Source organism: Candidatus Micrarchaeota archaeon, assembly GCA_028866575.1.
GTDB lineage: Archaea > Micrarchaeota > Micrarchaeia > Micrarchaeales > Micrarchaeaceae > UBA12276.
The window spans coordinates 86512-112717 of record JAGWHU010000002.1; the positions used below are offsets into that span (position 1 = coordinate 86512).

38 protein-coding genes and 1 tRNA gene are annotated in these 26206 nt (G+C 46.7%); 14 read left to right on the forward strand and 25 right to left on the reverse strand.

Going from position 1 to position 26206, the window contains the following annotated elements:
• Position 1: 1 nt before the first annotated feature.
• Positions 2–1006 (reverse strand): ATP-binding cassette domain-containing protein, encoded by a 1005-nt coding sequence (locus KGI06_01570; GenBank protein MDE1870906.1) that lies wholly within the window; start codon positions 1004–1006, stop codon positions 2–4.
• Positions 1007–1092: 86 nt separating this feature from the next.
• Positions 1093–1713 (reverse strand): DUF981 family protein, encoded by a 621-nt coding sequence (locus tag KGI06_01575; GenBank protein MDE1870907.1) that lies wholly within the window; start codon positions 1711–1713, stop codon positions 1093–1095.
• Positions 1714–1835: 122 nt separating this feature from the next.
• On the opposite strand from KGI06_01575, the gene KGI06_01580 reads away from it, so the two are divergent.
• Positions 1836–2300 (forward strand): hypothetical protein, encoded by a 465-nt coding sequence (locus tag KGI06_01580; protein ID MDE1870908.1) that lies wholly within the window; start codon positions 1836–1838, stop codon positions 2298–2300.
• 7 nt (positions 2301–2307) lie between these two features.
• Here the strand turns inward: KGI06_01580 and KGI06_01585 are convergent, their stop codons facing one another.
• From KGI06_01585 to glnA, 4 genes are all read right to left on the reverse strand, one after another.
• Complete coding sequence (locus tag KGI06_01585) at positions 2308–3078, reverse strand: RnfABCDGE type electron transport complex subunit D (GenBank protein ID MDE1870909.1); 771 nt, start codon at positions 3076–3078, stop codon at positions 2308–2310.
• A gap of 22 nt (positions 3079–3100) precedes the next feature.
• Complete coding sequence (locus KGI06_01590) at positions 3101–3508, reverse strand: PIN domain-containing protein (protein MDE1870910.1); 408 nt, start codon at positions 3506–3508, stop codon at positions 3101–3103.
• 7 nt (positions 3509–3515) lie between these two features.
• Positions 3516–3725 (reverse strand): AbrB/MazE/SpoVT family DNA-binding domain-containing protein, encoded by a 210-nt coding sequence (locus tag KGI06_01595; protein MDE1870911.1) that lies wholly within the window; start codon positions 3723–3725, stop codon positions 3516–3518.
• 140 nt (positions 3726–3865) lie between these two features.
• Complete coding sequence (gene glnA / locus KGI06_01600; GenBank protein MDE1870912.1) at positions 3866–5278, reverse strand: type I glutamate--ammonia ligase; 1413 nt, start codon at positions 5276–5278, stop codon at positions 3866–3868.
• A 133-nt stretch (positions 5279–5411) separates the two neighbouring features.
• Between glnA and KGI06_01605 the strand changes: the two genes are divergently transcribed.
• Positions 5412–6617 carry a DUF4382 domain-containing protein gene (locus tag KGI06_01605; GenBank protein ID MDE1870913.1) on the forward strand — a complete coding sequence of 402 codons (1206 nt, stop codon included), beginning with the start codon at positions 5412–5414 and terminating at the stop codon, positions 6615–6617.
• 57 nt (positions 6618–6674) lie between these two features.
• Here the strand turns inward: KGI06_01605 and KGI06_01610 are convergent, their stop codons facing one another.
• Positions 6675–7067: a hypothetical protein gene (locus tag KGI06_01610; GenBank protein MDE1870914.1), complete on the reverse strand. Its 393-nt coding sequence runs from the start codon at positions 7065–7067 to the stop codon at positions 6675–6677.
• Positions 7068–7174: 107 nt separating this feature from the next.
• Between KGI06_01610 and KGI06_01615 the strand changes: the two genes are divergently transcribed.
• Positions 7175–7738 carry a hypothetical protein gene (locus KGI06_01615; protein MDE1870915.1) on the forward strand — a complete coding sequence of 188 codons (564 nt, stop codon included), beginning with the start codon at positions 7175–7177 and terminating at the stop codon, positions 7736–7738.
• Positions 7739–8013: 275 nt separating this feature from the next.
• Here the strand turns inward: KGI06_01615 and KGI06_01620 are convergent, their stop codons facing one another.
• Together KGI06_01620 and KGI06_01625 are read right to left on the reverse strand one after the other, a co-directional pair.
• Entirely contained in the window at positions 8014–8415 is a 402-nt protein-coding gene (locus KGI06_01620) for a pentapeptide repeat-containing protein (GenBank protein MDE1870916.1), read from the reverse strand.
• Positions 8416–8511: 96 nt separating this feature from the next.
• Positions 8512–9126 carry a hypothetical protein gene (locus tag KGI06_01625; protein ID MDE1870917.1) on the reverse strand — a complete coding sequence of 205 codons (615 nt, stop codon included), beginning with the start codon at positions 9124–9126 and terminating at the stop codon, positions 8512–8514.
• A gap of 256 nt (positions 9127–9382) precedes the next feature.
• Between KGI06_01625 and KGI06_01630 the strand changes: the two genes are divergently transcribed.
• Positions 9383–9559 carry a hypothetical protein gene (locus tag KGI06_01630; protein ID MDE1870918.1) on the forward strand — a complete coding sequence of 59 codons (177 nt, stop codon included), beginning with the start codon at positions 9383–9385 and terminating at the stop codon, positions 9557–9559.
• Between the two features lie 88 nt (positions 9560–9647).
• On the opposite strand, the gene KGI06_01635 is transcribed toward KGI06_01630, so the two are convergent.
• Together KGI06_01635 and KGI06_01640 are read right to left on the reverse strand one after the other, a co-directional pair.
• Complete coding sequence (locus tag KGI06_01635) at positions 9648–10115, reverse strand: hypothetical protein (GenBank protein MDE1870919.1); 468 nt, start codon at positions 10113–10115, stop codon at positions 9648–9650.
• Positions 10116–10195: 80 nt separating this feature from the next.
• Positions 10196–10711 (reverse strand): GNAT family N-acetyltransferase, encoded by a 516-nt coding sequence (locus tag KGI06_01640; GenBank protein ID MDE1870920.1) that lies wholly within the window; start codon positions 10709–10711, stop codon positions 10196–10198.
• A 139-nt stretch (positions 10712–10850) separates the two neighbouring features.
• On the opposite strand from KGI06_01640, the gene KGI06_01645 reads away from it, so the two are divergent.
• The 3 genes from KGI06_01645 to KGI06_01655 all read left to right on the forward strand — a co-directional run bounded on the left by KGI06_01645 (position 10851) and on the right by KGI06_01655 (position 12905).
• A complete protein-coding gene (locus KGI06_01645; GenBank protein ID MDE1870921.1) occupies positions 10851–11330 on the forward strand; it encodes a tryptophan-rich sensory protein in 480 nt (159 codons plus the stop codon).
• Positions 11331–11415: 85 nt separating this feature from the next.
• The gene (locus KGI06_01650) at positions 11416–12066 is read left to right on the forward strand and encodes a DUF432 domain-containing protein (GenBank protein ID MDE1870922.1); all 651 of its coding nucleotides are present in this window, start codon (positions 11416–11418) and stop codon (positions 12064–12066) included.
• Positions 12063–12905 (forward strand): mechanosensitive ion channel family protein, encoded by an 843-nt coding sequence (locus KGI06_01655; GenBank protein MDE1870923.1) that lies wholly within the window; start codon positions 12063–12065, stop codon positions 12903–12905. Before KGI06_01650 ends, KGI06_01655 begins: the two co-directional genes overlap by 4 nt.
• Positions 12906–12907: 2 nt before the next feature.
• Here KGI06_01655 and KGI06_01660 read toward each other — a convergent pair whose 3' ends face one another.
• The gene (locus tag KGI06_01660; GenBank protein ID MDE1870924.1) at positions 12908–13216 is read right to left on the reverse strand and encodes a hypothetical protein; all 309 of its coding nucleotides are present in this window, start codon (positions 13214–13216) and stop codon (positions 12908–12910) included.
• 57 nt (positions 13217–13273) lie between these two features.
• On the opposite strand from KGI06_01660, the gene KGI06_01665 reads away from it, so the two are divergent.
• Positions 13274–13966, forward strand: coding sequence for a DUF998 domain-containing protein (locus KGI06_01665; GenBank protein ID MDE1870925.1), 693 nt, complete (start codon positions 13274–13276; stop codon positions 13964–13966).
• Positions 13967–14047: 81 nt separating this feature from the next.
• Here the strand turns inward: KGI06_01665 and KGI06_01670 are convergent, their stop codons facing one another.
• From KGI06_01670 to KGI06_01685, 4 genes are all read right to left on the reverse strand, one after another.
• Positions 14048–14476, reverse strand: coding sequence for a DUF1801 domain-containing protein (locus tag KGI06_01670; GenBank protein ID MDE1870926.1), 429 nt, complete (start codon positions 14474–14476; stop codon positions 14048–14050).
• Positions 14473–15060, reverse strand: a complete 588-nt coding sequence (locus KGI06_01675) for a carboxymuconolactone decarboxylase family protein (GenBank protein ID MDE1870927.1) — start codon at positions 15058–15060, stop codon at positions 14473–14475. The genes KGI06_01670 and KGI06_01675 overlap by 4 nt, the downstream gene beginning before the upstream one ends.
• 360 nt (positions 15061–15420) lie before the next feature.
• On the reverse strand, positions 15421–15696 hold the full coding sequence (locus tag KGI06_01680; GenBank protein ID MDE1870928.1) for a hypothetical protein: 276 nt from the start codon (positions 15694–15696) through the stop codon (positions 15421–15423).
• A gap of 65 nt (positions 15697–15761) precedes the next feature.
• Positions 15762–15863: a Fic family protein gene (locus tag KGI06_01685; GenBank protein ID MDE1870929.1), complete on the reverse strand. Its 102-nt coding sequence runs from the start codon at positions 15861–15863 to the stop codon at positions 15762–15764.
• A 46-nt stretch (positions 15864–15909) separates the two neighbouring features.
• On the opposite strand from KGI06_01685, the gene KGI06_01690 reads away from it, so the two are divergent.
• The 5 genes from KGI06_01690 to KGI06_01710 all read left to right on the forward strand — a co-directional run bounded on the left by KGI06_01690 (position 15910) and on the right by KGI06_01710 (position 20094).
• Complete coding sequence (locus tag KGI06_01690; GenBank protein MDE1870930.1) at positions 15910–16467, forward strand: 2'-5' RNA ligase family protein; 558 nt, start codon at positions 15910–15912, stop codon at positions 16465–16467.
• Positions 16468–17085: 618 nt separating this feature from the next.
• Positions 17086–18405 carry a hypothetical protein gene (locus KGI06_01695; GenBank protein MDE1870931.1) on the forward strand — a complete coding sequence of 440 codons (1320 nt, stop codon included), beginning with the start codon at positions 17086–17088 and terminating at the stop codon, positions 18403–18405.
• Between the two features lie 86 nt (positions 18406–18491).
• Entirely contained in the window at positions 18492–18944 is a 453-nt protein-coding gene (locus KGI06_01700) for an SRPBCC domain-containing protein (protein ID MDE1870932.1), read from the forward strand.
• 179 nt (positions 18945–19123) lie between these two features.
• The gene (locus KGI06_01705) at positions 19124–19648 is read left to right on the forward strand and encodes a DUF488 domain-containing protein (protein ID MDE1870933.1); all 525 of its coding nucleotides are present in this window, start codon (positions 19124–19126) and stop codon (positions 19646–19648) included.
• Positions 19649–19677: 29 nt separating this feature from the next.
• The gene (locus KGI06_01710) at positions 19678–20094 is read left to right on the forward strand and encodes a hypothetical protein (GenBank protein MDE1870934.1); all 417 of its coding nucleotides are present in this window, start codon (positions 19678–19680) and stop codon (positions 20092–20094) included.
• A gap of 8 nt (positions 20095–20102) precedes the next feature.
• On the opposite strand, the gene KGI06_01715 is transcribed toward KGI06_01710, so the two are convergent.
• A complete protein-coding gene (locus KGI06_01715; protein MDE1870935.1) occupies positions 20103–20666 on the reverse strand; it encodes a hemerythrin domain-containing protein in 564 nt (187 codons plus the stop codon).
• Between the two features lie 195 nt (positions 20667–20861).
• On the opposite strand from KGI06_01715, the gene KGI06_01720 reads away from it, so the two are divergent.
• Positions 20862–21455, forward strand: coding sequence for a dihydrofolate reductase family protein (locus KGI06_01720; protein MDE1870936.1), 594 nt, complete (start codon positions 20862–20864; stop codon positions 21453–21455).
• 155 nt (positions 21456–21610) lie between these two features.
• Here the strand turns inward: KGI06_01720 and KGI06_01725 are convergent, their stop codons facing one another.
• The 8 genes from KGI06_01725 to KGI06_01760 form a co-directional block, all read right to left on the reverse strand.
• On the reverse strand, positions 21611–21886 hold the full coding sequence (locus KGI06_01725) for a hypothetical protein (protein ID MDE1870937.1): 276 nt from the start codon (positions 21884–21886) through the stop codon (positions 21611–21613).
• Between the two features lie 42 nt (positions 21887–21928).
• Positions 21929–22540, reverse strand: coding sequence for a hypothetical protein (locus KGI06_01730; GenBank protein MDE1870938.1), 612 nt, complete (start codon positions 22538–22540; stop codon positions 21929–21931).
• A 245-nt stretch (positions 22541–22785) separates the two neighbouring features.
• Positions 22786–23079, reverse strand: coding sequence for a hypothetical protein (locus tag KGI06_01735; protein MDE1870939.1), 294 nt, complete (start codon positions 23077–23079; stop codon positions 22786–22788).
• Between the two features lie 60 nt (positions 23080–23139).
• Entirely contained in the window at positions 23140–23772 is a 633-nt protein-coding gene (locus KGI06_01740; protein ID MDE1870940.1) for a hypothetical protein, read from the reverse strand.
• A gap of 170 nt (positions 23773–23942) precedes the next feature.
• Positions 23943–24014 (reverse strand) — tRNA-Asn (locus KGI06_01745).
• 6 nt (positions 24015–24020) lie between these two features.
• Entirely contained in the window at positions 24021–24710 is a 690-nt protein-coding gene (locus KGI06_01750; protein MDE1870941.1) for a hypothetical protein, read from the reverse strand.
• Between the two features lie 61 nt (positions 24711–24771).
• Entirely contained in the window at positions 24772–25554 is a 783-nt protein-coding gene (locus KGI06_01755; protein MDE1870942.1) for a hypothetical protein, read from the reverse strand.
• A gap of 106 nt (positions 25555–25660) precedes the next feature.
• Positions 25661–26203, reverse strand: coding sequence for a hypothetical protein (locus tag KGI06_01760; GenBank protein MDE1870943.1), 543 nt, complete (start codon positions 26201–26203; stop codon positions 25661–25663).
• Between the last annotated feature and the right edge of the window lie 3 nt (positions 26204–26206).

Here is a 26206-nt window from a genome sequence, read left to right on the forward strand (position 1 = left end):
CCTATCTCCTCCCGCCCCTCACCCATGGTATGTTCTTGAACTGCTCGTTGGAATCAGCGCCCTCCTCGCGTATCTCCCTGCCCGTGAGGCTTATGAAGACGTCCTCGAGCGTGGGCCTTTTCAGCGTCGTGTAGTCTATAGATATCTTTGATGCCTGCGCTAGCTTTATTATCTTAGGTATGGCCGCGCTCCCATTCTTTGTAGCTATCTCCACGTTGCTCTCGAACTCCTTGACTGAGCTTGCGAGCCTGCTCTTTTTTATAACAGCGACCAGTTCCTTGGGCTTGTCCGATCCTATCCTTATTATGTCCCCGCCGAGCGAGTCCTTAAGCCTTTCAGCAGTATCCAGCTTTATTATCCTGCCGTGGTCCATTATGGCTATCCTGTCGCAAAGCTCGTCCGCCTCCTCCATGTAGTGCGTAGTCAATATCATCGTTATCTTCTCCCTTTCGTTGAGCTGCGATATGTACTCCCATATCTTTCTTCTAGTCTGGGGATCCAGCCCTATAGTAGGCTCGTCAAGGAACAGCACCTTCGGATTGTGTATGAATCCCCTCGCTATCTCAAGCCTTCGCTTCATGCCCCCGGAATATGTCTTCACCTGCCTGTCGGCCTTGTCCTCCAGCTCAACAAGCGCTAGCGCCCTTTTTATCGCGTCTTTCTTGTCCTGCCCCTTCACGCCGTATAGCCTTGCGTGCAAGTCAAGGTTCTGGCGCCCTGTAAGCTCGTCGTCCAGGCTCGGGTCCTGGAAGACTATGCCTATCATGTTCCTTACCCCGCCCTTGTCCCTGAGCACGCTACTGCCGTTTACCGTTGCTGATCCTGAGGTCAGGCTTACTATGGTTGATAGTATAGATATTGTCGTGGTCTTGCCTGCTCCGTTGGGCCCGAGCAGCCCGAATATCTCGCCCTCCTTGACTTCGAATGATATATCATCCACTGCGGTGAAGTTTCCGAACCTCTTCACCAGGTCCTTCACAATTATGGACTTGCCTGCATCTTCCATCCGTACACCTTTTATTATTTACAAATTTATCTATTAAAACAATTCTATTGCATTAGGCACATGCCCATGCTCCGGCTTTTGGAATTTCACGGGGCGCTTATAAGGTGCTGCGATATCGCGGCTATGCCGACCGATGCCGACAATGACCCAGCTGCAAAAAGAAAAAGCCAGAACAGTACCAGCATGATTATCCAACCCATCCAGACCCTTGCGTATATGCGCGGCAGCGTTATCTTGTCCGCTATCAGCGAAACAGGATAGGAGAATATTCCGGCAAGCCCGTACAGGAAATACATCGCAAGCAGCGCGACGGGCTCTTTCGTAAGCCCTATCTTGTAGCCCTCCACGCCGTAGAGTATCGTCATAACGCCTATCATCAGTCCTAGGAACCCCAAGTATTCGAACCTTACCTCGTATTTTACAGTAAGGGAGAACGCGAGCAGTATTATGCCGAATGATATGAACGGATCGTAGAAGAGAATGTTGTAGCTCCCAGGAAGCGGCCACGTGAACTGTCCCCAGAGGCCCGTGACTATCATGTATGTTCCGAGCATCGCTATGGGCACGCTTGCGCTCTTGAGGTGCTCGCGGAAGTTCTTCCCCTTCTTCCTGTAGATGAGGTACATGGATGTTACGGTATAAAGCAGCATGAAGCAGGCGAAGCTGAGCGTGAGCAGCTGGTATGCCAGGTTGTCTATGAATGCCATCCTTACACGCTTATTAATAATTGCCAAAATTTAAATATGTTACAGTATCGCGGGAAACCATCATACAATACAGTTTAATACCTTCCCGGAAAATACTTTCTGCTGTTTAAGGAGCAGGTTTTATGCAGACAAAAATGATCATATACGCAATAGTGGCGGTCCTTGCGGTTTCGGCAGTTGGCTTTTTTGCCTTGAGGCACGGAGCTGCACCGGCGCAAAAACCCGGCGCAACTTCAACTGTTGGCAGCTACGCAAGAACCACTGCACAGCAGGGCAATTCCACTGGGGTGCTCCTGGCCGACGAGCCATATGCCCCCTATTCCTACTTGGTTTCAGGGAGCAACATGTCGCAGCAGGCGGCATATGCGATGGACGGGTTCAACATGAGCTCCATGACGTTGAGTAACGGCACCAGGACAATAACCATAACGGTTATCGGCACCAACGTATACAAGAACATAGAGCTTGCGCAAGGCTACAGGCTGTACGTGGTTGAGACATCCTTCGGCGACGACAGCTACAGGTTCGACTCTTCCCTGGGTGACGACGGATTCGTAATTGTAAATCCGAATGGGTACGTGATATGATGGCGCATCAGCGCCTTTTCACCCTGTAGAGCGCGTATGCTGCGTTGCCCAATAGGAGCGCAATGAGCAGCGGATAGCTTATCCTGAGGCTGCCAATTGCAATGTATAGGATTGCAATGGATGCGCCGAACGCAATCTGGTGGTACCTACTGTTTGGGGATGTCTTTGGCTCGCACAGCATTACGAACGCGAAATAGAAGTTTATGCTGAAGAACGCGGCCAATATTCCTATCGGGGACAGGTGGGATATGCCACCTATCGCGATCGTGGATATTAGGGATACAAGCACGAAGGATGCCGCAGCCGTCAGCCTGCGCGCCTCGTATGCGGTTATCACAAGTACAAGTGTCAGCGACACGGCTATGCCAAGGATGTTGTAGTTGCTTGCGGCCCACCACTGGTCCCCGGCGCCGAATATGGGCAGTGCGATGATAAGGCCAAGGGCGGCGGGATTGAATATGTTCGATCCCCTCATTTTTATGAAGAACTTGGAAAACACCGCGAATGCTGACGCGACCAAGACTATAGCCATTGATCCTGTCGGTGGAGCTATTGACCCTATTATCAGGCCGGTGACTATCGCAGAGTACGGAACCCTCAGGCTTCTTTTGAAATGGAATCTGGCTATTGCGATCTCAAGCAGGGATGAGACCAGCACCGCAAGCAAAAGAGGATAAGGCACTATCCTAAGCGTATAGGATGAAATTGCAGCGATTGAGGAAAGGAGGATTATCGTAGTTATGTACATCCTTCCTACTGGCTGGCCGAGTATCCTCATGCTCATCAAAAAGGTTTTATGGTCAGAGCCCTATCGTTATGCCAGTAGCTGGTGCGGTGCTTTCGGCCTTTTTGCCGCCTGCGCCGCGCTTGACGCTGTTCGTAAGTATCTTCAGGCCGTATATGGTCCCTGTGGCAAGTATGAACGGGTTCAGCACGCCAAGAGTCTTCCCCGCGCGCTTGCCCTCGTAGACGAAGCGCCCCGCAAGTGAGGATATCTCCTTGTCCAGCTTTATAACCGAGCTTAACTGCTCTATTGTGTTAAGCAGGTAGTTGATGTTGCGGCCCTCCTTGAGCGCCCAGTTTGTCACTTCAGCTACTGTGACTATGCTTGTGTAGCACACGTTGCTGCGCAGCATCTCCTTTACGCGCTGGCCCTTCTTGCTCCCATTGAAGAATTCTATCCATGCGGATGTGTCGAGCAGTAACATAATATCACTAAGCGGTATTCATCATGTCCCTTACGAAAGGCTTGGATCCCTTGGTGACCCCGAAGGCCTTTGCTATAAGGTGCTTCTTCCTCTTCAGCAGCGCTATCTCTACCTCCTCGCCCTCCTTTATCTTCTCGTCCTTTATCAGCTGCTTGGGTATCAGGACACCCAGAGAGGTGCCTATTCGCCTTATCTTCCCCTTGAATATCGTATCCATTGAATCACATTACAAATGCATTACCATTATAATGCATTAGTATTTTTCACATATTTAGTAATTTATATGTGCGAGAAAATTTATAATATTATCCTTTTTGCCATTTTTTTGGCAGGAATGCCATAAATCCGCAAAAAACATCATGCGTCAAGATAATAGTACATCTCCATCGGGTGTGGATACATGGATATGGTCCTTGACTCGCCGCGCTTCAGCTCTATGTACTTGTCAAGTATGTCGCTGCCGAACACAGGCTTGAGGAATTCCCTGTCGTTCTCCAGCTCGTCAAGCGCCTCGTCAAGAGACTTCGGCACCTCCTTTATCCCTAGATCGCGCCTCTTTACCTCGGAAAGATTGTATATGTTCTCCTCCACTGCCGGGCCGGGCTCGGTCTTGGCCTTTATCCCGTCAAGCGCTGCGCAGAGCATCGCGGAGAACGCGAGATAAGGGTTGGATGAGCCGTCCGGAGCCCTGTACTCAATGCGTTTAGAGCCCTCTATACCCTTGTGGTATGCAGGAATTCTTACGACGGCGCTCCTGTTTGACCTGCTCCATGCAAGGTACACAGGCGCCTCGAACCCGGGTATCAGCCTCCTGTAGCTGTTCATCGTGGGGGACACTATTGCCGAAAGCGCCCTGGCGTGCCTCAGTATGCCCCCCATGGCATACCTACCCAGTTGGCTTATCTCTGCATAAGGCTCGCCTTGATCGTACATCAGGTTCCTCTTGCCAGCCGCATCCCATACGCTCATGTGGACATGCATGCCGCTGCCGTTGTCTCCGAACATGGGCTTTGGCATGAAGGTGGCTACCATGCCCCTCCTTGATGCTATGTTCTTTGCGACGTACTTCAGCGTCTGGGCGCTGTCCGCGGCATCGACAAGGGTAGAGTACTTGAAATCTATCTCGGCCTGGCCTGCCGTGGCAACCTCGTGGTGGTGGGCCTCTACAGAGAATCCGAAGTCCCTAACCAGCGTATCCGCTATCTCCATCCTGAGGTCCATCATCTTGTCTATCGGCGGCGCTGGATAATAGCCCTCCTTGAACCTCACCACGAAACCGCCCTCCTCGCCCCAAGGGGCCTCACGGGCGCGTATCTTGTATCCGGTGCCGCTGTACGGATTGGATACGTCCACGTCAACACCGTCAAATATGAAGAACTCGAGCTCTGGCCCGAAGAAGCTCTTGTAGCCAAGGCCCTCCTGCAGCTTCTCGGCGCTCTCGGCTATGCCCCTGGGATCGTTCTCGAACCTGCCCTTGCTGCCGCCCCAGTGCACCTTGCAAAGAACCCTTGCCACGTTGGGCGTCCATGGTATCAGCCTGAGTGTGCCCTTCACAGGCATAAGGACCATGTCGCTCTCGGAAATCGAGGTGAAGCCCCTTATGCTGCTGCCGTCCAGCTTGGCGAAGCCCTCCTCAAAGGACTCGTCAGTGAATGAACTTGCAGGTATCGTGACGTGGTGCACCGTGCCTGGAAGGTCAGTGAACTGAAGATCAACCCACCGTATGTCTCTGTCCTTGAAAAACCCGGAAATATCCATGTCCTCGTACATAAAAGCCCCCTTTACCAATGATAGGAAACCACTGCTTTAATAACTTCCCGGCAATGCGCAGTAATGCGAATCAATTGCGCTGCATTTATAAGCTTTGCTTTTTAATATTGCTCTATATTCCTAAGGAGATAGCATGGCAAACAACTCAGGCATAATAATAGGCATAGTGGCCATAATAGTGATAATAGGCGCGATTGCGGTGTTCGGGCTTTCGTACAAGTCTGGCGCGCACGCAAGCACTAGCGCGTATACTACAATACAGAACACCAATACGACAACGGTACCTGCGGCAAGCAGGTCCGGAAACTACAGCGTTCCGGTCATGATGACTGACCCGCCGCAGGTCCCAGCTGGGGCGCAGGCGCTTGTGGTAACTTATTCGTCGGTAATGGCGCACACCAGCGGAGGGCAGAACTCGGGCTGGGTGAACGTGGCCGGCAGCGGATCGGTAAACCTTCTCGCTGTTGTAAATTCAAGCCAGGTCATAGGCAATGCCAACATATCTGCAAACTCTACAATAAACCTGATAAGATTCGAGATCACTTCTGCAAACATAACGGTCAACGGCACCACATACAACGTAACTCTGCCTAACAGCAACCTCACGATTGCCGTGACGGGGAAGACGAAGGTGAATTCAAGCACAGGGGTGCTGGTGGATTTCGCGCCGGTTGTGCATGCGGTATACAATGACAATTCAACGGCTTTCGTGATGGCCCCTGCCGCAAAGGCCACGGTAGTCACAAACGTCAGCGCAGGTATTGGAGTAGGCGCAAGGATAGGCCTGAGCGCAAGCTCAATGGCTGACATAGAGGATGCCGCGCCCAACATAACCATAACCAATGCCACGATAACCGTAAACGGCAACATGACAACGGTGAGCGTTACGGTAAAGGACAACTCCAACAGCAGCGTTGTGCTGAACAATATATTCATACGCGGGCAGCAGAATGCTACGGTGACGCAATCCGCGAACATCAACGCATCGGTGATGGAGAGCATAAACGGGGAGCTCAACGGCAATAGCATGATGATGAACGAGAGCTCAGGCATGCATGCGGATGCACTGGGCACGCTAGGCCTGAATATAGAGCACTTTGACAGCCTGGGGTTCGTCGTCATGTCGAACGGCACACTGGAAGTGCCGACAGGCGTAGAAAGCCTTAGGAGCAGCGGATACACGCTTGCTGCGGGATCGTCTGCAACGCTCAGCTTCAACGGAGTGGTGTCATACAATTCAGGGGAAATCCAGTCCACCCCGGAAACAGGCTCGCAGCAGCAGATTACTGTAATAGGAAATGAAGGGGCAAGGGCGTCAACTGCCGCAACAGTAACGTAGTGCTTTTGCTCTTTTTTCTTATTTTTTTATTTTATGAGATTGCAGCTGCTGCAGTATTCAGCCGGACTTCATCTGATCCCGCATATGCTCCTTGAATTCGGAACTTGAGGCCCTTTTAATGAATCCGGAAAGCATGCCTGCAAGCCTTTCCCCGAGCCGCGGCCTGGTGTTATAAGCATCTATCCTTATGCTTTCGGAACGTGCGAGCCGCATTAGCTCCGCCGCGCTTTCCACAGGGATTCCGTTGATATTTATGCCGCCTTTCACGAATGAAACGGTGCTCGAGGATCTTATGGATATGCCCCTGCGCTCCGACTTGCGCACAAGCCTGCTCAATTTGGCGATGGAGCCATAATAGGATCTCCCTTCAGCCTCTATGCTGCTGCCGCTTATTGATACAATATGGTAGAGCCTTGTCTTTTTTGCTGGTGCGGCTGTAGCATCTTCCATCCAATCGCTTTCAATTGGCATTGCAGGTATATATAATTTTACGTCCTGCAGTGCAGGGAAAGGATTATATATGTGATTCGGAAAAAGTTATCCTATCGGTGATAAGAATGCTCAGGGAAATCCAAGAGGGGAAATATTTGAACCTGGAAAGGCGGCTTGAGGAAATAATGAGCGACCCTAATGACCATCAGGGCCAAAAGCTGACCGTTGTCATGGAGCAGCGGCCCAATGCAATGCTGAGGGACAAGAGCCACATAACGATTGCGGATGTATTGAGGATAGAAGGGAAGCCAAGGGCAGAGCTGGAGGCACTGTATTCCGATGTGCTAGGCCCGATGGGGAACCGACTTAACCTCCTGAAGGCCGTTTCGGCGAGCAAGCGCGTTGACAGGGACGCATTCAGGAATGGCTTCATGGACTTATTTGCGGATTCCATGATGAAAGGAGGGCTTGAGGACAAGCCGAGGATAAAGGAGGTTATACTGTATCCGTTCCTTGTGTCCGGCCTGGTGGAGATAAGCAAGAACGACTATGGCTTCTCAAGCGACCTTGCCAGCTCAATCAGGTCTGCGGAGCAGAGGCAGGAACTGAGGGAAAAATTTGACGCGGTATGCGCAGAGCACGGCGTGGGGTTGCGCGTAAATGATGGAAGGATAGCAATTAGGTCGTAATAAGCCGATAGCCAACCATTGCCTGGTTTATCAACTCAGGGGCCAAAACGCAGCAATAGGAAGCTATATATATGTGGCCAACCACAATATACTAGAAGAAGAAATTTCAGATAATGCAGTAATTGTCTTATCCTAAAAATCTAAAACAAAGGAAGCGATAAATCTAAACTTATCCATTTTTTGATTGATTTACGAGATTTTAATTGCTTTACAGATTTGAAAATAATGAATGCTTCCGTTATTTGGGATCCTTCTTCAGGTTATTATTGAAGTGCTCAGCGCACCGCATCCGGCAGCACAGTTTTGAGCAGTATTGCCCCCATGAAGCTTGCCCCTTCTATTTTCGTGTTTGAGGCCCTGGCATAGGAGAGATCTGAATAGGAAAGGTTGGAATTGGACAGGTCCGAGCCGGATATGTCCGCAGAGAACAGTGTCGAGTTGGACAGGTTTGAATGCGACATGTTTGAATTGGAGAGGTTGGCCCTTCCCAGGCTCATGTTGCTCAGGTCCAGCCTGCTAAGGTCCCTTCCGCTCAGGTCGACAATCCTGCCCCTCTTCTGCGCCTCCTTTATGAGCGCCAGTATGTCGTTCCTCGTGAGCTTCTTCGGGCTGACTATTTTTATGTATTTGCCGTCGTCCTTGAACTTTAGCAATAGCACATTATTTCCATTAACCACGCTTATCACTGGCATATACATTGTTTGTTCTAATATATAAGGCTTCTGAGCGTTAGCTTTGGAATGAATTATGGATGCGGATGAGATGCCGCATACTTAGAAGCGGATTGACACCCTTCTCCGCGCGGGATTGTGTATGACGTCTATCGCGTTTTTAAGCTCCGGATCCCCCTCGTGGGCCTTTATTGCGCCTATAAGGCCGTCAACGTGCTCGGTGAACTTCCCGTTGTACCTGTCCCAGCTGCTTATCACAGATATCGTCAACGGGTAGATTATCGCCCTCTTTATCTCTTTCTTGTCATAGACATTGCCCCTTTCCATGAGCCTGAAGAAGGATTCGGAGAACCCGCTAGTGGCGCTGATGACTTCAGCTTCGTTATGGCCCTTTGCAGGACTCGCAATAGGTAATATGCCGAACCATGACCTTGTGGTTATGATCCTGCTTCGAAGAGAATGAAGGCCCGATCGCATCGGCTCTATCACCTCGGAATACAGGTCCTTGAGCTCCTCCTTCGCCTTTGCGTTCAGCCTCAGCTTGTCCGCAACCGCCCTGTATTGGGGTATTGGGAGGTAGCCGAGGTATGCAGCGGCGTCAGAATTTATTACGGAATTTTTCAGGTCCTTGTATTCGGGATATATGGCGGTCTTTGCCTTGAGCTCAAGCTCCAATTCTGAATACTTGCCCTTTTGCGACGGTATATCCTTCAGCATCTTATCACGTTATTTTATGTATTCGTTAATATATAAGCATATAGTGGCTTTGGCAGTTGCAGCAAGTAGCCGCTTATTTTTATCAAAGGATATCGTGTTTACCAGATACTTAATCCTTTTGCAATGCAGAATGTCCTCGTGGCGCGTATCAGATAGGTATTTATATTAAAGCAAGGAAATGATTAGTCACTGTGATAATATGGCAAGCAAAAGCAAGAGTTGCAGCGAATGCAATGATTGTTCCGAAGTGAAGGGTATGGCTAGGTTCTACGGCCTTGATGCCGGAATATCCATAGGGGTTACGGCTTTTATGCTTACGGGCCCTGACACTGGCGCGTTATTGAGATCGGGAGAGATTACAGGATTTGCCGCGGCAGCCTCTGGAATTGGGGCCTATTACCTTGCAATGCATCTGCTAAGGAAGGAGCAATAATTGCAAGGATTGTGCGTTCTGGATCTGCGCCTGTTGCCCTAAAGACCCACCTGCACAGGCTTGAATGAAAAGGTTTTGGCAGGAATGCTCATTCGGTGCCGGTTCTCAGTGCTATAGGCTTTGCCTTCGGGCTTTCCTTAACATATGCTACCGGCGCGATAATGCCTGAAGTGTCAGTTGAAGTGGCGACAAGGCCCAATTCCCAAATGCTGTAGTAGTCCGCCTTGACGGCCAGAGGCTCCTTGCCCTTGATATGGAACATCCTCTCCTTTAGATCAAGCTCTAAAAACTCGGCATTGGCCACTTTTTTGACGCCATTATCTGTTATCCTGTAATGTCCTTTCGCCAGATCGGCATCGCCGGACACCCATGCGTGCTCAACCAGCCACAGCTTCTCCCTGAAATCAGGATCGTTCCTGTACATCAGGGCCACCTCCTTCAAGGTTGCTTTCCTGTGCCCTTCAGGTATTATGCAGTCTGCCTGGTCGCCTTTCACGAATTCATCAGTTAAAAGTACCTTTTCGGACCCGTTTGATTTTAGTTGAATTGTAGTCACTTTTACCACTAAAGGTAATCCGTTTTTCCAGATATTTATATGTATCGTAGCGTTGGACGCAGCTGCAGCTGATCTGCGTTTTAAACGGCAATCTCCTTCTGGAAGAAGTTCAACCTTTCGCCATGAAATGATGTTTCCTGATCCATCAGATTGTAACCCCTCTTCATGTAGAAATCGGACAGCTTGGGCTCGGAATGCAGCAGCGTGTACCTCATGCCTTCCGACAACGCAATCCGCTCCACAGATCCGAGGATCTGGGTGCCGAAGCCCATGGCACGGTATTCCTCTTCTACGGCGAAATTCCCTATGTATGCAGATGGCACCCTGGCGCCTTTGAATCCGAACCCGTCAAACCCCCTGAGCAGTGATTCCAGCTCGAATTCCCACATTTTAATCGTGCCTACGTAAACATTGCCCACGCATGCAACGTATTTTACCCCGCTCTTGGATAATTTCGTTTCCCCGACCCACCTCAATGTCATAGTATCGTTGACGTAAAGGTGTTGCGAGTGCTTTCTCTTCCTAAGCAGCTCAGCAAGCCATTTTTCCATTTCGCAGCTTGTGCGCCTGCTTAGCTTTATGGTTTCAACGCCCAATCTTCCACCATGTTTTGCTTTATCAAAATCTGATAAACCAGATATAAATAACTATCACAATAGGGCACAACATTTGCACGGACTGAATGGCAATACCAATAAATCCGTTTCCAGCCAAGCTTATTCATCCAATGGTTGCATGAAAATAAATGGTTTTGTCAAGCCGGCATTGTTTGTCGTCGCATGCGAGATGGCGGGATTGGTAGGCACAGCCTTTACGGCAAATTCCCTGGCCGTTTGGTACCTTTCTCTCAGGAAGCCGGCATTCAATCCGCCTGGTTGGATTTTCGGCCCGGTGTGGGTCATATTATACGCGCTGATGGGAGTTTCAGCCTACATCATATGGTCCAAGGGATTGCAAAAGCAGAATGTAAGGATAGCGATGTGGATATTCGTGCTGCAGCTGGCACTGAACATCTTATGGACTGCGGCTTTCTTCGGGCTGAAGTCCATACTATTCGGGTTTGCAACAATTGTGGCGCTTTTGGCGGCGATTATCCTTACAATTATCTTATTCTACAAAATATCGAAAAAATCCGCGCTGCTCCTGGTGCCTTACCTGTTCTGGGTATCGTTTGCGCTTGTCCTAAACCTTTCCATACTGCTGCTGAACGGTTGAATCGCAATGTAAGGAATGCCATATCTGGAACGAACTTATTGAAAAATATTAAATTCATGCAAGTACATAATAGTCTTGATACACGATGACAGTAGATTATAAAATAATCAAATCAAGATCCGGGGCAAGAGAGTATGCCAAGGGCGCAGGAATTATAGAAATACCCGACGGATCAGAGATCAAGGAGCATCTTATACTAAGCCATGACAGCAACGTTACGCCGTATTTCGGCATTGTCCTGGATCCCAGCATAGCGGTAGCCCCGGATTCGGAGATCCCTGTATTCGTGAATATACCGGCTGATATAGGCATATTCATAACGAACGGTAAAAACCACACGCTCATAGACAGGATAAGCAAGCACGAAAGCAGGTATTCCTTGTACGGCAGCGCATCGGACGGCATAGTATACAGGTACTTCAAACTGGGGCATTCGAGGAAGATGGTAAATGGGGAAAGGAATGCCATACCTACCGAGATAGTGATAACCAACAGGAGCAACTCCTGGCAGATAATAAGCAGGATAATTTTCGTGGGCAAGTCCTTCGACATATTTTCCTACGAAGACAAAATAGTGGGAGAGAGGATACACTTCAACATATCAGACGAAAACGTCATAACGACAAGGCTGGGCAATGCCCCTTCGGTGAAGGGGGCCAGGATGGTGGAGTACTCCGCGGCGTTTGAAAAGATCAGGATCAAATCCGATACCGTGGAAATGAGGTATGGCCCATGATAGGCGTAGTAAACTGGATAGTTTCCAACTACGTCAAGCTGGCAATCTCCGCCATAATAGTTGTCATAGGCATAGCCATAGGGAGCATGCTCTCCGTTGCGATAAGGAGGAGGATGCACAAGGATTATTCCATCCAAACGGCAAAGCTTGCCGGGAGGGCTGTATATTACGTTGTATCGGCTATTGCCATTATTGCCGCGCTGGGAAACCTTGGCGTTAACCTTGGATCGGCGCTTGTTGCTGGGGGATTCCTGGGCATTGTGGTGGGGTTTGCGGCGCAGTCCTCGTTCTCCAACCTGATAGCAGGGGTATTCCTGATGATAGACAAGCCCTTCAAGATAAGCGATTACATAGGCTACGACAACATGAGCCTTCAGGTGATTGACGTGGGGTTCTTCTCGACCAAGGCTGCGACTTGGGACGGAATGCAGCTGCGCATACCCAACAACCAGCTGTTCAACTCGAACATAACAAACTACACGCGGTCAGTGGCCAGGCTTGTAAGCGCGCAGTTCACGCTCATTTACGAGGAGGACCTTAACAGGGTAATACCAAGGATAATATCCGCATTCAAGGAGCAGTGGTTCGTTTTGATAGAGCCGGCGCCGCAGGCGTTTGCCACGGAATTCTCGGACAAGGGAGTTACCATAGAGGTGAGGGTGTGGACTGCGGGAAGCACCTGGGGGGATCTCTACTTCTCTATGATAGGCACAATAGCCTATACACTAAAGGACCTGAAGGTGAAGTTCGCCTACCCGAGGATGATGTACAGCTCCGGGAGCAGCCTTAAACTGCAGGAAAAGACCGATTCCTTGCCGAAACCCAGCGTCAGCAAGTAGATTTAGGATTTCCTCTTGCCAGATGCTGGAGATTTCCGCCTTACGGCCTTCTTCTCCCCAATGCGCAGAAGCACCAGCAACAACGCAAGCATTATTACGGACCAGAAGACTACATCCGCTACAATCCCGACATAGTCGATCCTCCACGGATTGTACTGCGGTGCTATGACGAGCTTCCTTATCCATGTAAGCGGATAGCCGTACCATGAGGCGCCCACAAGCCCGATGGGCGTGCTGTTCAATGCGCCGGTTGCCAAGGTCACGATTATGCCCAGTATCAGGGCAACAGCCGTGATCTTCAGCTTTGACATAGGATTAGATTGGAAAACAGCATTTAAAAGGTTTTGCAAGAGACTAATTATGGACATATGCCCGGTAAGGACAATAGAATTGGAAAGGCGGAAGTTGCAGGGCATGGCAGCGCGAGGGTTGCAGGATGCCTCTTGGCACTTGGAACGCTGCAGTTCATCATAGTAATGGCGATAGTGCAGGCCTATTTCCCCTGCAGGGCCTCTATATGCTACAACACAGGCACGAACCCGATCAGTGATCTAGGCAATACGGCGATGTCGCCGCTTTGGCCGCTGTTCAATTACTCGCTGATAGCGTTCGGGATAATGTTCTTTGCCGGCCTTGTCCTGATTATGGAGGGAAATCCAAGGCGCTTTGCGGCAAGGCTGGGGATCCTGCTAATGGCGATAAGCGCCTTCGGCGCAGCTGGGGTTGGGACGGTACCGGAGAACGTTATACTGAAACTGCACAGCTTGTTTGCCGCGATAGCGTTCTTCGCAGGAGGACTGGGAATACTGCTCTTTGCAATTTCCATGATGGCAAGCAGGAAAAACAGGGCGTATGCAATTTATTCGCTGATATCTGGAATTGTTTCGGTGGTTGTTTTCCTGGCCTTCACAGCGCCTTTGGGCTTGGTTCCGCACCTCATCACCTCGGGAAGCGGAATTGGATTCGGAGCCGTGGAAAGGGTGATTGCGGGGCCGATCCTACTCTGGGCGCTTGTAACTGGTATATTGCTTCTGAAAAATGGCCATGGCTTTGACTTTTGAATCGGTATTTTCAAAGCAGGGGAAATCCAACTGGCTTAGGCCAGAATAGTCGGATTCGCAAACCATATTGCCGCGCAATACTCAGCTGGCTGCTTTCTTCACGAGCGCTGCTATCTTCTTCTCTTCCGCGGGAGTCAGCTTCTTGACAGCATAGGATGTCGGCCACATGTCGCCTTCATCTAGGTTTGCCTTGTCGCTGAAACCCAAAGTAGAGTATCTCGCCTTGAACTTTCCCGCATTCTGGAAGAAGCATATGATCTTATCGCCCTTGGAATATGCAGGCATCCCGTACCACGTTCTGGGAGAAAGTTCTGGTGCGGTGGCAACGATTAGAGCATGGACCTTCTTTGCCATGGAGCGGTCAGGCTCCTTCATCTTGGCTATAGCTGCAAGTACAGCATCTGTGCCATCCGCCTTTGAATTCTTTTCTTGAAGGTACTCCTTCATCGCGGCTATTTCCTCTTTGCTCAGTCCCTTTGCCTTCTTCGGTGCGGTTGTTGCCTTTTTCATGGTGATCCCCTCTTCTTGATTATATCGCATATCATGTCAGAATGTATATTTAGGCCTATATTTGTCAGGTTGTATACGTGCTCGCTTGCAACCAAGTAGACTATCTCGCAGGCTTCGCGGTCCGAATAGTGCTTCGATAGTCGTTTGAACGTCTCTGGATCGACTTTTTTGTCCTTCGTAAGCTCGGTAACATAGTCCAATGCTGCGCGTTCGGCTTCGGTAAACAAAGGGCTGGTGCCATATTTGTCAAGCGCGTCGAACTTTGCCTGGTCCATGTGCGCGGCTATGGTGCCTGCTCTGTTGGAGTCTATGCAAAACAGGCAGAGATTGAGGTTGGCTATCCTTTGCCGTATGAGCATTACTGTCTCGGGGTTCAGCTCCAATTTCCGGTCTAGTTGCGAAATCTGCCCATAAAATTGTGTGTAAAAGTCCCAAGGCAGGCGCGCATTGAGAACCTTTGCAGGCGTGAGCACCTTGCCGAAGTACTGGCGCATCATCGCGTATGCCTTCTTCGCCTCTGGATCTTCTGGCTCTTCTATGGGGGCCAGGAATGGTTCGTCTTTGCTTCTTTTTATGTCCGTCATTTAACCACAACGTATAATATGTTCTTTCAGGTAGAAATAGATTGCGGCACAGGTGTAGGCCTTGAAGGGCATCGTCCGAAATGTCGTAATAATTTAATCATGATGCCTTACATTAAAGTGTTTTTGAAGCATGCACAGAATTTCTCACTAGTAATGAGAAGGTCTAGGTTTTATCTACTCTCCACGATGTTCAATATGTCCTTTATCATGGCGTTGGCATCCTTTTCGGACATTTTATCTATGCCTTCTTCTATGTATTTGAGGTAGGATTTTACAAAAAAGTTATCCCTAAGCCTGTACTTGTCCAGTATGTAGTCTATGAGTTGGTGGATTTTCTCCTTGCTGCTGATTTCAACACCTTCATACTGTTGCGTTAATTTCGCTCAGGGCAGATTTGCTTACCTTTCCATCACGCTGGTCCTTTATGAGCCTGCTCACACCCTCGAGTGCACTCGATCCGTGATCCATTATGTGAACCATGGCGTCTATCGGGTCCTTTGCGCTGTTGTTGCATATTTTGCATACGTATGACTTACCCCTCTTGGCAACCAGCATTTCCATCAACGGGTTGCTATCATCTGATAAAGCACTTTTGTTTTTGGATACATTGTTCTTAGTAATCTTTCCACGTACCATTTCATCACCTATACAAATTTTCTATTTTTATCTTATTAAGAACTTGTTTTTCTTTCGGTTCGGCTTCAAAAATCAGCTATTAATGCAGTTCTCTTGTTTCCATCAACAAAAGGATGTTCTGCAATTTCTTCTATTGTTGGGTAGTAGGTTACTTCTGTTTTATCCATGATGGATTAGGTGAAGTAATTAATTAATGATTTCTTATATAAGTTCATGAAAGCCAAATTTGAGATATTCATTCTTATTAAGAATAAGCAGGCAACTACATTAACTAAACAGATAGCAACAAGATATAAAACCTACAGTGCTTTAAGAGATACAAAAGGGCCACATATTTCTTTCATTTATTTGAACAAGAAGTTAAATGAGGATAGAATTAATGAGCTGATTGGGTACTATGAAGACAAATTAAAGAAGATAAAGCCATTTTATTTAGAGGTTAGTGGTATAAGTTTCTTTAGGAAATATTATGGCCAACATCACTTAAATTATGCTGTAATATTGAAAGTAATTCCTGATAAAAACCTTGTAAATCTGAATCGCATTTTTAATAGCGGGATTAAAGATATAGATCATAGAACTTTCAACAAGTTCCAGCCACATATAAGCCTTGCCAGAACGGATCTAGATAAAGAGAAATTTTATGGTATACTAAAGGATTACAAAGATCATAAGATAAAATTTAAGGTTTGGTTAACTTGTATTTACGCCGGTACTAGAAGAAAAAAGAGACAAAAATGGAAACTTGTTAAAATGAAATTAGGCACATAACCTGTCATACCAACGCCATGACGAGGCGTCAAAACTAAGCATTATCTTTCGATGACAAACTAAGCGAAATAATCCAATTTCGCCCGAAGCACAGGATGCGCATCAGATACATCTCCTAAAAGGAGGTTTTAAGAGCATTTTTGTATAATGTTATTCAAATCGGTTGCTATGAACAGGTTGATATTTGTTGTAGTTGCTGCTATTGTCATAGGAGTTGTGGCCACGTACTATCTGCTGGCTGGATTTTCTGGGCATGGAATTCAGCCTCAATCAAACACGACAGTACAAAACTCTGGAGTCAACAACTCGGCCAATAATTCGGTTGTAAATGCAGCACTCACAGATTGCGCAAAGGCAGGCATATCTGCATCACAATGCCAACGCTATTGCGAAAGCAATCCAAGTGCATGTGGACTCGCAAATCCGAATAACAATGCATCAAACCAGTCAGGCAGCCCGCATAACCAGAGCACCCAAAACAATCAGAGTAAATCCCAAAAGGTCTATGTTGGCAAATCTGTGACATTCCTTGGACAATTCACTATTAAATTATTGATGATCAACAACTCTCAGGCCGTTCTTAATGTCAGTCAGGGCCAATACTCTAGAGTTGTTCAAATGGGTCAGTACCAGTATGTGGGTTTCGGTCAGTCAGGCAATGGGCCCTACCTTTTCACATATCAGGTAAATGGCACAGGCCAAAACGGCTGGGTATCCCTTAACATGACAAACATCCTGCCCAGTGGATTCAGCCAAGCGCAGAGCGTGCTCGGTAACCAATCCGGCTCAACCGCCCAGTACCAGAACAATTACACCACAAACCAGTCACAGTCCAATTACACTGCAAATGGCGGTATAGCATCAAGCCTGATGGCATGCCAAAACCAGACCTACCTTACAGCGTTGCCCGCAAACCTCTCATCCATTTCATCCTTATCGCCCATTGGCAATCTTAATCCTCCCGGACACGTCATTCCGTCAGACCATGGGAGCATAAATCTTGTATCCGCAAGCACGCTCCAGGCCACGGTGTATGCTCCGGGAAACGTTCATATTCTACAGATAGTCTACCAGAACTCAACGCAAGCTGGCAAACACTTTAGCGATTATGGAGTATATTTTTCGCCATGCAAGCAGCTTGTATTCTATTACGGGCACCTGGATGAGCTTTCTGGTGCACTGCAGCAGCAAATCAGCAATGCAAGCAAGAACGCGTCCTGCCAAAGCTTCCAAGAGCCAGGCCTAGCATCCAAAACGTGCACATATCATTTCGACTACATGGCAAAGGCAGGGGAAGTTCTAGGTGCCGCCGGAGGGCCAAACAGCAACATTAAGGGTTTTGATTTTGGAGGCTATGATCTGCGTACGTCAACCCAGGCATTCATAGACCAGGCCAGGCAGGTCAATAATTTTGGGAGGCCATTGAATGCGATATGCCCTGTTAATTATTACACAGGAGCCTTGTACACCGAGCTCTACTCCATAATGAACAATACTGCAAAAGGTTCAAATGGTTACCCATCATGCGGCACTGACATGGAGGATATTGCGGGCACCATACAGGGCAACTGGTATCTGAACGGCAGTGCAGCAACTGGTCCGGCAAACTCGAGCCAGCAGATGGCCATAGTCCATTATTACGAGAACCCAGCCATAGGCGTTGTCTCCATTGGTGGAGTCGTAGCTCAAGCAAGCCTTAACTACTTCACACCAACCAGCAGCGGTTACATAAACAGAGAACCATCGCAGGTGACCGCGGACGGACACATATACTGCTACTACCAGAATAATGACAATACGCCATATGGGGCGTCCCCTCTCACCGGTTACTTCCTTGTCCAGTTAGTTAATACAAACACTCTAAAGATAGAATACCAGAATGGAGCATGTCCGCAGACCCCATCTTCGTTTAGCAACCCAACAATATACGTGCGATAAAAGGACTTCTTGAAGCACAAAGCCCGAAGCACAGGATGCGCGTCAGGCACATCCCCGACAAAATTATATAAATAAGATCTTACAGAATAGTATTTGGTGGTTATACGATAAGCTCTGACAAGGATCTTATTGCAAAAGTGCAGATCAAAGTTAATGCACCTATAGCGAAGGTTTGGGATGCCCTGATTGACCCAAGGGCAATCAAGCAATATATGCTCGGTGCCGATGCAGTATCAGAATGGAAGGAGGGGAGCCCTATCGTATGGAGAGGGGAATGGAACGGCAAAAAATACGAAGATAAAGGAAAAATACTAAAGCTGGCTCCTGAGCGCCTCATTAGATACAGTCACTTTAGTCCGCTGGCCGGATTACCCGACGCACCTGAAAATTACCACATAGTCACTGTAGAATTAGCCAGCAAAGGCACACATACATTGGTGTCTCTATCCCAAACAAACAACCCTACACAAGAGGCTCTGCAGCATAATGAGCAGGGGTGGAAAATGATGCTGGACGGGCTTAAAAAATATCTTGAATAGAGCAGAACTTGAATGCCATAGCCCGAAGCACAAGATGTGCGTCAGGCACATCCCCGACAAAGAACTTTAAAGAATGGGTCTTAATTGATGTAGATCACATACTTTTATTTAAATTATTTAAGCATATAAGGAACGTACAGGGCAGGTTAGGATACCAATAGATTAGCATGGTCCAATTTATGGCTAAAAGCAAGCAGATGGTTTTTACTATAGGCCACTCAACGCGTAAGCTTAGCGAGTTCGTGAGGTTGCTTGATGCATATAAGATAAAGGAATTGGTAGATATACGCACCATACCAAAGTCAAGGGCCAATCCGCAGTTCAATGAGAAACGACTCGCCTATGGCCTGAAGAGGCACCGCATACGCTACAGACATATAAAAGGCCTAGGGGGTCTCAGACATCCATCGAAGAATTCAGTCAATACATATTGGCACAATGCGTCATTCAGAGGCTTCGCAGACTATATGCAGACCAGGAAATTCAGGAAGAGCCTCATCGAACTTATAAGTCTAGCAAAGAAAAGGCAGACAGCCATAATGTGTGCAGAGGCAGTACCGTGGAGGTGCCATAGATCGCTGATAGCGGATGCGCTTCTGGTCAGGGGAGTAAATGTCAGGCATATATTTAGTCCAACAAATTCAAAACCACACGAGCTAACAAAAAGCGCAAGGGTGAACAGGCTGAATATAGTGTATAAATAACCGGTCTGCAAGAGATAATCGGTGCGTTTATGGATAATGTTGCTGCAACGAGCAAGATGGTAAGGCTTTACATAGCTACGGGGTTCTTGTATTTCGTAATCGGTACGATACTTCTTGCCTTTAACTTGTCAGGCGCAGTTGCCGTAGATAGAGACCCGATATTCATACTATTATTGTATGGTTTTGTAACGCAGCTGATTTTTGGCGTATCATATATCTTTGTGCCTGGGGTTTCACGCCATAGTGGCTCAAATTATAAGGTTATAGCCGCAGAATACGTCCTCTTAAATGCAGGGATAATTGCATTCGAGGGCGTTGCACTTGCAGGCAAGAAGGAAGTAGCAGTGATCCTGGGAGGGCTGATAACGATGATCGTGGCTGTTTTGTTGCATGCAGTCAACATATGGCACACGATAATCGGCAGGAAAAGCGGAAATACGACATAGCATGATAATTATACCATCCTTGATAGTGCCTCATTCTTTGCTTTATCATCGATATAATTATCTATCCACGGATACATGTCTTCTTCCTCCATCTTATCATGTGCTGCTAGCAACTGCTCCAAGTCATTCTCAAGGGTTGTATCTCTGGCTTTTAAGCTATCAGCCAATCCCCTTAAATCATCTTTAATCCTGTTATGCTGCACTATCAGTTCGTCTATTATCGGTGAATCGTCCCCCATCTTCTTCTTGGCAAGCGGGAATAGGATATCTTCCTCCCATTTTATATGACGATCAATTCCTGCCCTAAATTCCAAAAAGAGTTGCTCTGCTTCTGCCGCTTTTTTCGATTTCCTGAACTCCTGGAAAATGTATTCAAGCCTTGAATGGTCTCTGGACATGAATCCATATATGTCTTGCCCCTTCTTAGAGTAGGCGCCCTTTGCCTGCTTCCATACATCCCATGCGATGGCAAACTTTATTATCTGCGGTTCTGTGCCTTTTGTTGCTTCATCCAACGTAAGTTTGTACTTGGCTTTCATGTATTCCAAGAACTCTTTATCGTACTGTTCCATACAGTATAAGTTGTCTTTTAAGCAATTTAAGCGTTGCGGGATGCAACGTATACTGCAAATTCCTATTGGACTATTGAGCGCTGTGGTTGACCTTGAAGTGTATAGCCCGAAGCACAAGATGTGCGTCAGGCACATCCCCGACAAGGAAACTTAATAAATAACCAAGTTTAAATAACTTAAATAAAAGTTGATAACATGAGAAAAATAATCGTCATAACAATGATTACGCTAGATGGGGTAATGCAAGCCCCCGGCGGACCAGAGGAAGACACATCAAGCGGTTTCAAATATGGTGGGTGGACAGCACCGTTTTCGAATGACAACGGGAGCGATTTCTTCCAAAAAAATATGCAGCCTGCAGAATATCTATTAGGTAGAAAAACATTCGAGATTTTTGCCAGCTACTGGCCACAGCACAAAGACATCTGGCCCGGCATAAACGATGGCATGAAGTACGTTCTGAGCAACACTCTGGAAAAGTCAGATTGGGGGAACACCGCATTCCTCAAAAATTTGACAGATATAAAGAAACTTAAAGATTCAAACGGTTCTGACCTTCATGTTTGGGGCAGCGGCAAGCTCATACAGCTACTAATGAAGAATGATTTAGTTGATGAGTTCAGATTAGTAACATATCCGTTGACGCTTGGTCAAGGGCAAAAGTTATTTGCAGAGGGCACAATTCCGGTCACATTCAAACTAACAGAGAGTACGGCCACGCCAAGCGGCGTTGTTATGGCGAACTACAAGCGAGCTGGGGAAGTTAAGACAGGAACTGTTGGTGAGTAGTCTGTTCACCAAAATAGCAAATTACTTCTAGTGTCAAGAACCCTACGCCCGAAGCAGGCAACAGGATGAGAAGTCCCACGCCCGGTGTTTTTTCTAGGCATAGATTTCACTTTTAGCATTACTATGTTAACTTATATAAAATGGTTTGTAAATTTCTACACCCTTAGCGCTATTTTATGATTATTCTTCTTTGATTCTCTACCAAATATTTTATGCGGTATCCCAAGTCTTTCAAGCTCCTTGACTTGAAAACCCCAAACAATGGAAACGTGTTCACCGTCTATATAAGCTCCTTGTCGAACACCACCTATTTCTGACATTGCCTCTTTCCCCTCTATTCTAGCCTTCCTATTGGGAAATGTCAACATGTACGTATTTTCATCTTTTATTTGAGATCCATTTTGTTCAAGTTTTGCTTTTTCCTTAGTCATAAAATCCCTTATTTTATCTTATATATAGAATTCAAGGTTATTTTAATTTTGCTTTTTTCTCAAATTTCTTATTTCCCTTAATAATGGTTTAACATCAGGTGAAATGCCTGGTACGATTGTAATTTCACTCTGTTCGATTACTATTATCTTCTCTTTCGAATGCTCTTCTAATATTCGCCTTAATTTTTTGAAATATTCCATAGCATTATTATGTCGGAGAGTATAAACTTCATAACGTGCATGTTTATTTACAATTGTTTTCTTTTTCTTATTTATCCATGCACCTCTTATTGTAGGTGATGTAAGTATATGCGGTACTCCAATGGGCGTTTCAGGTAAAAACGGTAAGAATTCTTTTGGAATGCTCTTTAATTCTTCTCTTGAATATTTTGCTTTATATCTAAAATTTGTGTAACCACCTAAATGTTTTCCAAAATGTACTTCAAGCGTGTCCAGATCTGCACTTGTAAAAATTGATTTTTCTACGGGAAAAGGTTTTCTAGGTATCTTCTTCTCTTCGCTTATGGGTAATAAAAGGGTAAACTTGAAATGATAACCTTCCAATACTGGTTTAAAGACACCGGTGTAAGATGTTCTAAATACTGCTAATTTCCTGCCTAGTAACTTTTCTTTATTTACATCTTTCGTGCTCATTTTATCACAAAATTATACTGTTTATAAGATATAATAATGTTTCAGAAAGATGGAATTTTAGATGTGTATTTTTGATTTTAAGGCACCTAACCTGCCATACTAACGCCCTTACAAGGCGTACAGACTAAGCATTCTCTTTAGACGACAAGCTAAGCAAAATAAGCAAATTTCGCCCGAAGCAGGCAACAGGATGAGAAGTCCTTCGCCCTTTTGTTTTGGGCATAGTTACACCAATAATATTGAATTTACCTTCTTAATGCAACAGATTTACTGTTTCCATTTGATTTTCTTTTGAAGAATTCCCAAGGTATCCCTAATTTATCAAGAACTTTGACCTGGTAGCCTTTGGCTACTGTTACATCTTGGCCATCATCCGACATGCTTGATGATGTACCTGGATATATTCCCATAAGTATATAGTTTCCATCTATTCTAGATTTGCGTGTAGGAAATGTTATTGCATAGGTTTTACGGTCTTCTACTTGCATTTCATTTTGTTCTATTTTTTTGACTTTACTTCTTGTAAGCTTTTCAGACATCAATATCACATATTAATTGTGTTTGTTTGAATATAAATATGTTACGGCAATTATAATTTGTCACATAGATTTTATCTTTTGCTTTAACCTTTTGTTATCATTTTTCAATTTCTCAACTTTTCTTAAGAGGTTTCTAGTTTCTGATGAAATGCTTGGAAGTATAGTAACTTCTGACTGTTCGATTAGAATTACTTTTTCTTTTGAGTATTTCTCTAGTATCTCTTTTAGATCCTTGAAATATTCAACAGCTTTATCATGTCTTTGGGTATAAATATGATATTGAGCATGCTCATTAACAATAGGTCTTCTATTTTCGTCTACCCAAGAACCTTTTAGTGTAGGTGAAGTTAATATATGTGGCGATACTCCAGGTAATGGCATTTCAGGAAGTATATATTTTGGTATGTTTCCTATTTCGCGCTTTGTATATGTTATGTCGTATCTAAATTGGGTGACACCTTTGAATTGACTAATGAAAAGTTTCCTGAGTGCATCTAAATCAGTCTTTCCGAAGATTATCTGTTGTATGGGGTATTTTCCCTTTGTTACTTTTTCTTCGCTTATTGGAAGAAATATACTAAATTTGTAGTGATATCCCTCAAGCGTCGGCTTGAAGAATTCTAAATGTTTATCATACGTTCTCAGTTGCTTCAAGCTCTTGCTAAGTGGTTCTTCTTTAGTTATACCTTTCATTTTATCGCATAATTATACCGCCAAGGAAATATAATAATGTTTCAGAAAGATGGAATTTTCGGAAGTATATTTTGATTTTAGGACACATAACCTGACATATTAACGCCCAACCAAGGCGTACAAATCAAGCATTCTCTTCCGACGACAAGTTAAGCAAAATAAGCCATTTTCGCCCGAAGCAGGGATCGAACCTGCAACCTATTGGTTAACAGCCAATCGCTCTACCATTGAGCTATTCGGGCATATCCTCAGAAGAAAGGAAATTGTTTCTTCAGATTTATAACCCTTATGTAGATACCCGCCTTCTCGGTGAAAGAATTAGCCGATTCAATGGAATCGTTCGTGTAGTTGTACCTCAGGGTGCTGAACTTCTCTTTTATTTCTGTCTTTGAATACGTGAATATCCTTGCTCCGCTCTCGTGGAAGAAGTTGAAAGACCCTATTATGTGGTCGTTGCCGCTGAAGAACGCGTACATCTTCGGCATCGAGTCGTCGCCGTGCGCGCTGTTAGCTATAGATCTCACAAGCATGTTGCAGTCCTTGGCCTCTATGCTGATTATCCTTCCCGCCTTCTTTAGGTCCTTCATTTCCGTGTACGGGTTCGACAGCAGCTCCACAATCGGAGCCCTGTAGGACCTGTAGTCCATGCTTTCCGATATCCTGTCGACCATCTCGAACCTTTCCATGGAATCAGATCCGGGGGTGTAAACGAAAAAATTGCCTATGCTCTCGAACTGGAAGTAGTATATCATCCTTATGTCGCCAAGCCTCTCGCCTGCAAAAATGAGCTTGTATTTCCCGCTTTCCTTCAGCGCCTTGACATGCCCGGGAGTATAGTCGAATACCTGCCTTGCAAGGTCAAGTGGCGAATCGAGCTCTATGTAATATGCGTATATGTCCTTTTCCTCCTTTGTCTTGCCTTTTGATTCTTTGGCCAATCAGTCACCTATTCCCGGATTAGTAGCTTGCCTGTTCCCGCTGCAGGCTAGGCTTGCTTGCTCAGGCATGCCTGGAAAGCAGGCTTATTATGTACATTACAGCATAAACCGGAGCGTATGTTATCGGGAACGCAAGCACCCCCCTGCCTATCGCATCGTAGTCGCTTGCTATGCTTGCCTTTGTCGTGAGGGTTATGTTGCTCTGCTTGTATACAAGGGAGCTTGCTATGGAGCTTACGTACAGCCTTATGCGGTACTGCCCCGGCTCGTTCTCATATACGGGATATACGAAACGCCCCTCGGTGTGGTGCAGCGCTATGACCGTTATGCTTTTGTTCCATGCTGGAAGCCCGTAAACCGTTATGTTGAACGGGCTGTCCGAAACCCCGGTATTGTTTATTGTCACGTATATGTCAGCCGGGTTGCCAGGACCGACGGTTATCGCGGTTGGCGTGACGCCCAGCTTGAACACGTCTGGCGTTACGTTCACGTATGCGGTGAACTTGAGGCTTCCGAGCTTTGAATAGTTGCCCAGGTTTATCGCCGTTATGTTGAACTTGTATGTGCCGTTCTGCGCCTGCGGGGACACAGCTATCTTTACGGATGGGCTAGGCGTATAAAGAGGGGAGTTCTGCGCTATCCAGCCTGCTGGAAGCGCCGAGGCGCTCAGCTCGTCCCACCCTATCGGGAACACGCCTCCGGTATTGTTCGTAGTTTGTGCAGATATCGTAACGTAGAACGTCTCTCCCGGGCCTACGCTGCCGAGGTATACGCTGCCGTTCTGGTTGACGGTAGTTACGTATGGCTCCGTCATGTTGACGTACGTCGCGTTGAGCAGCGCCATAAACGAAATGCTAAGGATGATTGGCAATATTATTAGGCCCGGTCGCAATCTCACACCTGATCGTATATATCATTCATGGATATTTATATTAAATTATCCCTTCGGCTCATGTATACTTGACGGATACTGATGCCAGCCTCTGGACGTTGCTGTAGCTTCCGGGCAGCTCGCTTATCGTGTAGTTTATCCACACGTAGCCGCTGAACTCGTTTCCGAGCCTTGCCTTCGCGACCTTCGGGCCTGAATAGCAGTTTACCCTGATCTTCGTCTCGTTGGAAGAGTATGCGGTTATGCCCCCCTGCAGCTGGTTGTCGGGATAGTAGCCGGGCGCTGCGCCGTATGGAAGGACGTGCACGTTGCCGTACTTTGGGCTGTCGGATGAAACGTTCTGCTGCGTCGAGCAGGCTACGCCGCTGATTATCATCGAGCCGCCTGTAGACTGCGAGAAAACCATTATCATTGTGCCGTTGGGGTGTATCGCCACGCCGTCGCACGAGAATGACGGCGAGGGGGCGCAGTATGTCGGTGCTGCCCTGGAGTTGAATATCCCAAGCTGCAGCAGCACGTACAATGATATCGTTATCATGAGTATTGCAATGCCATACGCGACAAGCATGTCTATCGATGCCTGCGCCCTTGAGATTCCCATAGG

Bases quoted from the DNA above. Each gene is read 5' to 3' on its own strand.
- KGI06_01740 (MDE1870940.1), bottom strand. From the start codon at position 23,772: ATGAAAGGTATAACTAAAGAAGAACCACTTAGCAAGAGCTTGAAGCAA.
- KGI06_01760 (MDE1870943.1), bottom strand. From the start codon at position 26,203: ATGGGAATCTCAAGGGCGCAGGCATCGATAGACATGCTTGTCGCGTAT.
- KGI06_01730 (MDE1870938.1), bottom strand. From the start codon at position 22,540: ATGAGCACGAAAGATGTAAATAAAGAAAAGTTACTAGGCAGGAAATTA.
- KGI06_01705 (MDE1870933.1), top strand. From the start codon at position 19,124: ATGGCTAAAAGCAAGCAGATGGTTTTTACTATAGGCCACTCAACGCGT.
- KGI06_01630 (MDE1870918.1), top strand. From the start codon at position 9,383: ATGGCTAGGTTCTACGGCCTTGATGCCGGAATATCCATAGGGGTTACG.
- KGI06_01670 (MDE1870926.1), bottom strand. From the start codon at position 14,476: ATGAAAAAGGCAACAACCGCACCGAAGAAGGCAAAGGGACTGAGCAAA.
- KGI06_01755 (MDE1870942.1), bottom strand. From the start codon at position 25,554: ATGGCGCTGCTCAACGCGACGTACGTCAACATGACGGAGCCATACGTA.
- KGI06_01580 (MDE1870908.1), top strand. From the start codon at position 1,836: ATGCAGACAAAAATGATCATATACGCAATAGTGGCGGTCCTTGCGGTT.
- KGI06_01615 (MDE1870915.1), top strand. From the start codon at position 7,175: ATGCTCAGGGAAATCCAAGAGGGGAAATATTTGAACCTGGAAAGGCGG.
- KGI06_01680 (MDE1870928.1), bottom strand. From the start codon at position 15,696: ATGGTACGTGGAAAGATTACTAAGAACAATGTATCCAAAAACAAAAGT.
- KGI06_01655 (MDE1870923.1), top strand. From the start codon at position 12,063: ATGATAGGCGTAGTAAACTGGATAGTTTCCAACTACGTCAAGCTGGCA.
- KGI06_01650 (MDE1870922.1), top strand. From the start codon at position 11,416: ATGACAGTAGATTATAAAATAATCAAATCAAGATCCGGGGCAAGAGAG.
- KGI06_01625 (MDE1870917.1), bottom strand. From the start codon at position 9,126: ATGCTGAAGGATATACCGTCGCAAAAGGGCAAGTATTCAGAATTGGAG.
- KGI06_01715 (MDE1870935.1), bottom strand. From the start codon at position 20,666: ATGGAACAGTACGATAAAGAGTTCTTGGAATACATGAAAGCCAAGTAC.
- KGI06_01690 (MDE1870930.1), top strand. From the start codon at position 15,910: ATGAAAGCCAAATTTGAGATATTCATTCTTATTAAGAATAAGCAGGCA.
- KGI06_01570 (MDE1870906.1), bottom strand. From the start codon at position 1,006: ATGGAAGATGCAGGCAAGTCCATAATTGTGAAGGACCTGGTGAAGAGG.
- KGI06_01595 (MDE1870911.1), bottom strand. From the start codon at position 3,725: ATGGATACGATATTCAAGGGGAAGATAAGGCGAATAGGCACCTCTCTG.
- KGI06_01665 (MDE1870925.1), top strand. From the start codon at position 13,274: ATGCCCGGTAAGGACAATAGAATTGGAAAGGCGGAAGTTGCAGGGCAT.
- KGI06_01590 (MDE1870910.1), bottom strand. From the start codon at position 3,508: ATGTTACTGCTCGACACATCCGCATGGATAGAATTCTTCAATGGGAGC.
- KGI06_01725 (MDE1870937.1), bottom strand. From the start codon at position 21,886: ATGACTAAGGAAAAAGCAAAACTTGAACAAAATGGATCTCAAATAAAA.
- KGI06_01675 (MDE1870927.1), bottom strand. From the start codon at position 15,060: ATGACGGACATAAAAAGAAGCAAAGACGAACCATTCCTGGCCCCCATA.
- KGI06_01720 (MDE1870936.1), top strand. From the start codon at position 20,862: ATGAGAAAAATAATCGTCATAACAATGATTACGCTAGATGGGGTAATG.
- KGI06_01645 (MDE1870921.1), top strand. From the start codon at position 10,851: ATGAAAATAAATGGTTTTGTCAAGCCGGCATTGTTTGTCGTCGCATGC.
- KGI06_01660 (MDE1870924.1), bottom strand. From the start codon at position 13,216: ATGTCAAAGCTGAAGATCACGGCTGTTGCCCTGATACTGGGCATAATC.
- KGI06_01710 (MDE1870934.1), top strand. From the start codon at position 19,678: ATGGATAATGTTGCTGCAACGAGCAAGATGGTAAGGCTTTACATAGCT.
- KGI06_01695 (MDE1870931.1), top strand. From the start codon at position 17,086: ATGGGTCAGTACCAGTATGTGGGTTTCGGTCAGTCAGGCAATGGGCCC.
- KGI06_01605 (MDE1870913.1), top strand. From the start codon at position 5,412: ATGGCAAACAACTCAGGCATAATAATAGGCATAGTGGCCATAATAGTG.
- KGI06_01585 (MDE1870909.1), bottom strand. From the start codon at position 3,078: ATGAGGATACTCGGCCAGCCAGTAGGAAGGATGTACATAACTACGATA.
- glnA (MDE1870912.1), bottom strand. From the start codon at position 5,278: ATGTACGAGGACATGGATATTTCCGGGTTTTTCAAGGACAGAGACATA.
- KGI06_01610 (MDE1870914.1), bottom strand. From the start codon at position 7,067: ATGGAAGATGCTACAGCCGCACCAGCAAAAAAGACAAGGCTCTACCAT.
- KGI06_01685 (MDE1870929.1), bottom strand. From the start codon at position 15,863: ATGGATAAAACAGAAGTAACCTACTACCCAACAATAGAAGAAATTGCA.
- KGI06_01735 (MDE1870939.1), bottom strand. From the start codon at position 23,079: ATGTCTGAAAAGCTTACAAGAAGTAAAGTCAAAAAAATAGAACAAAAT.
- KGI06_01575 (MDE1870907.1), bottom strand. From the start codon at position 1,713: ATGGCATTCATAGACAACCTGGCATACCAGCTGCTCACGCTCAGCTTC.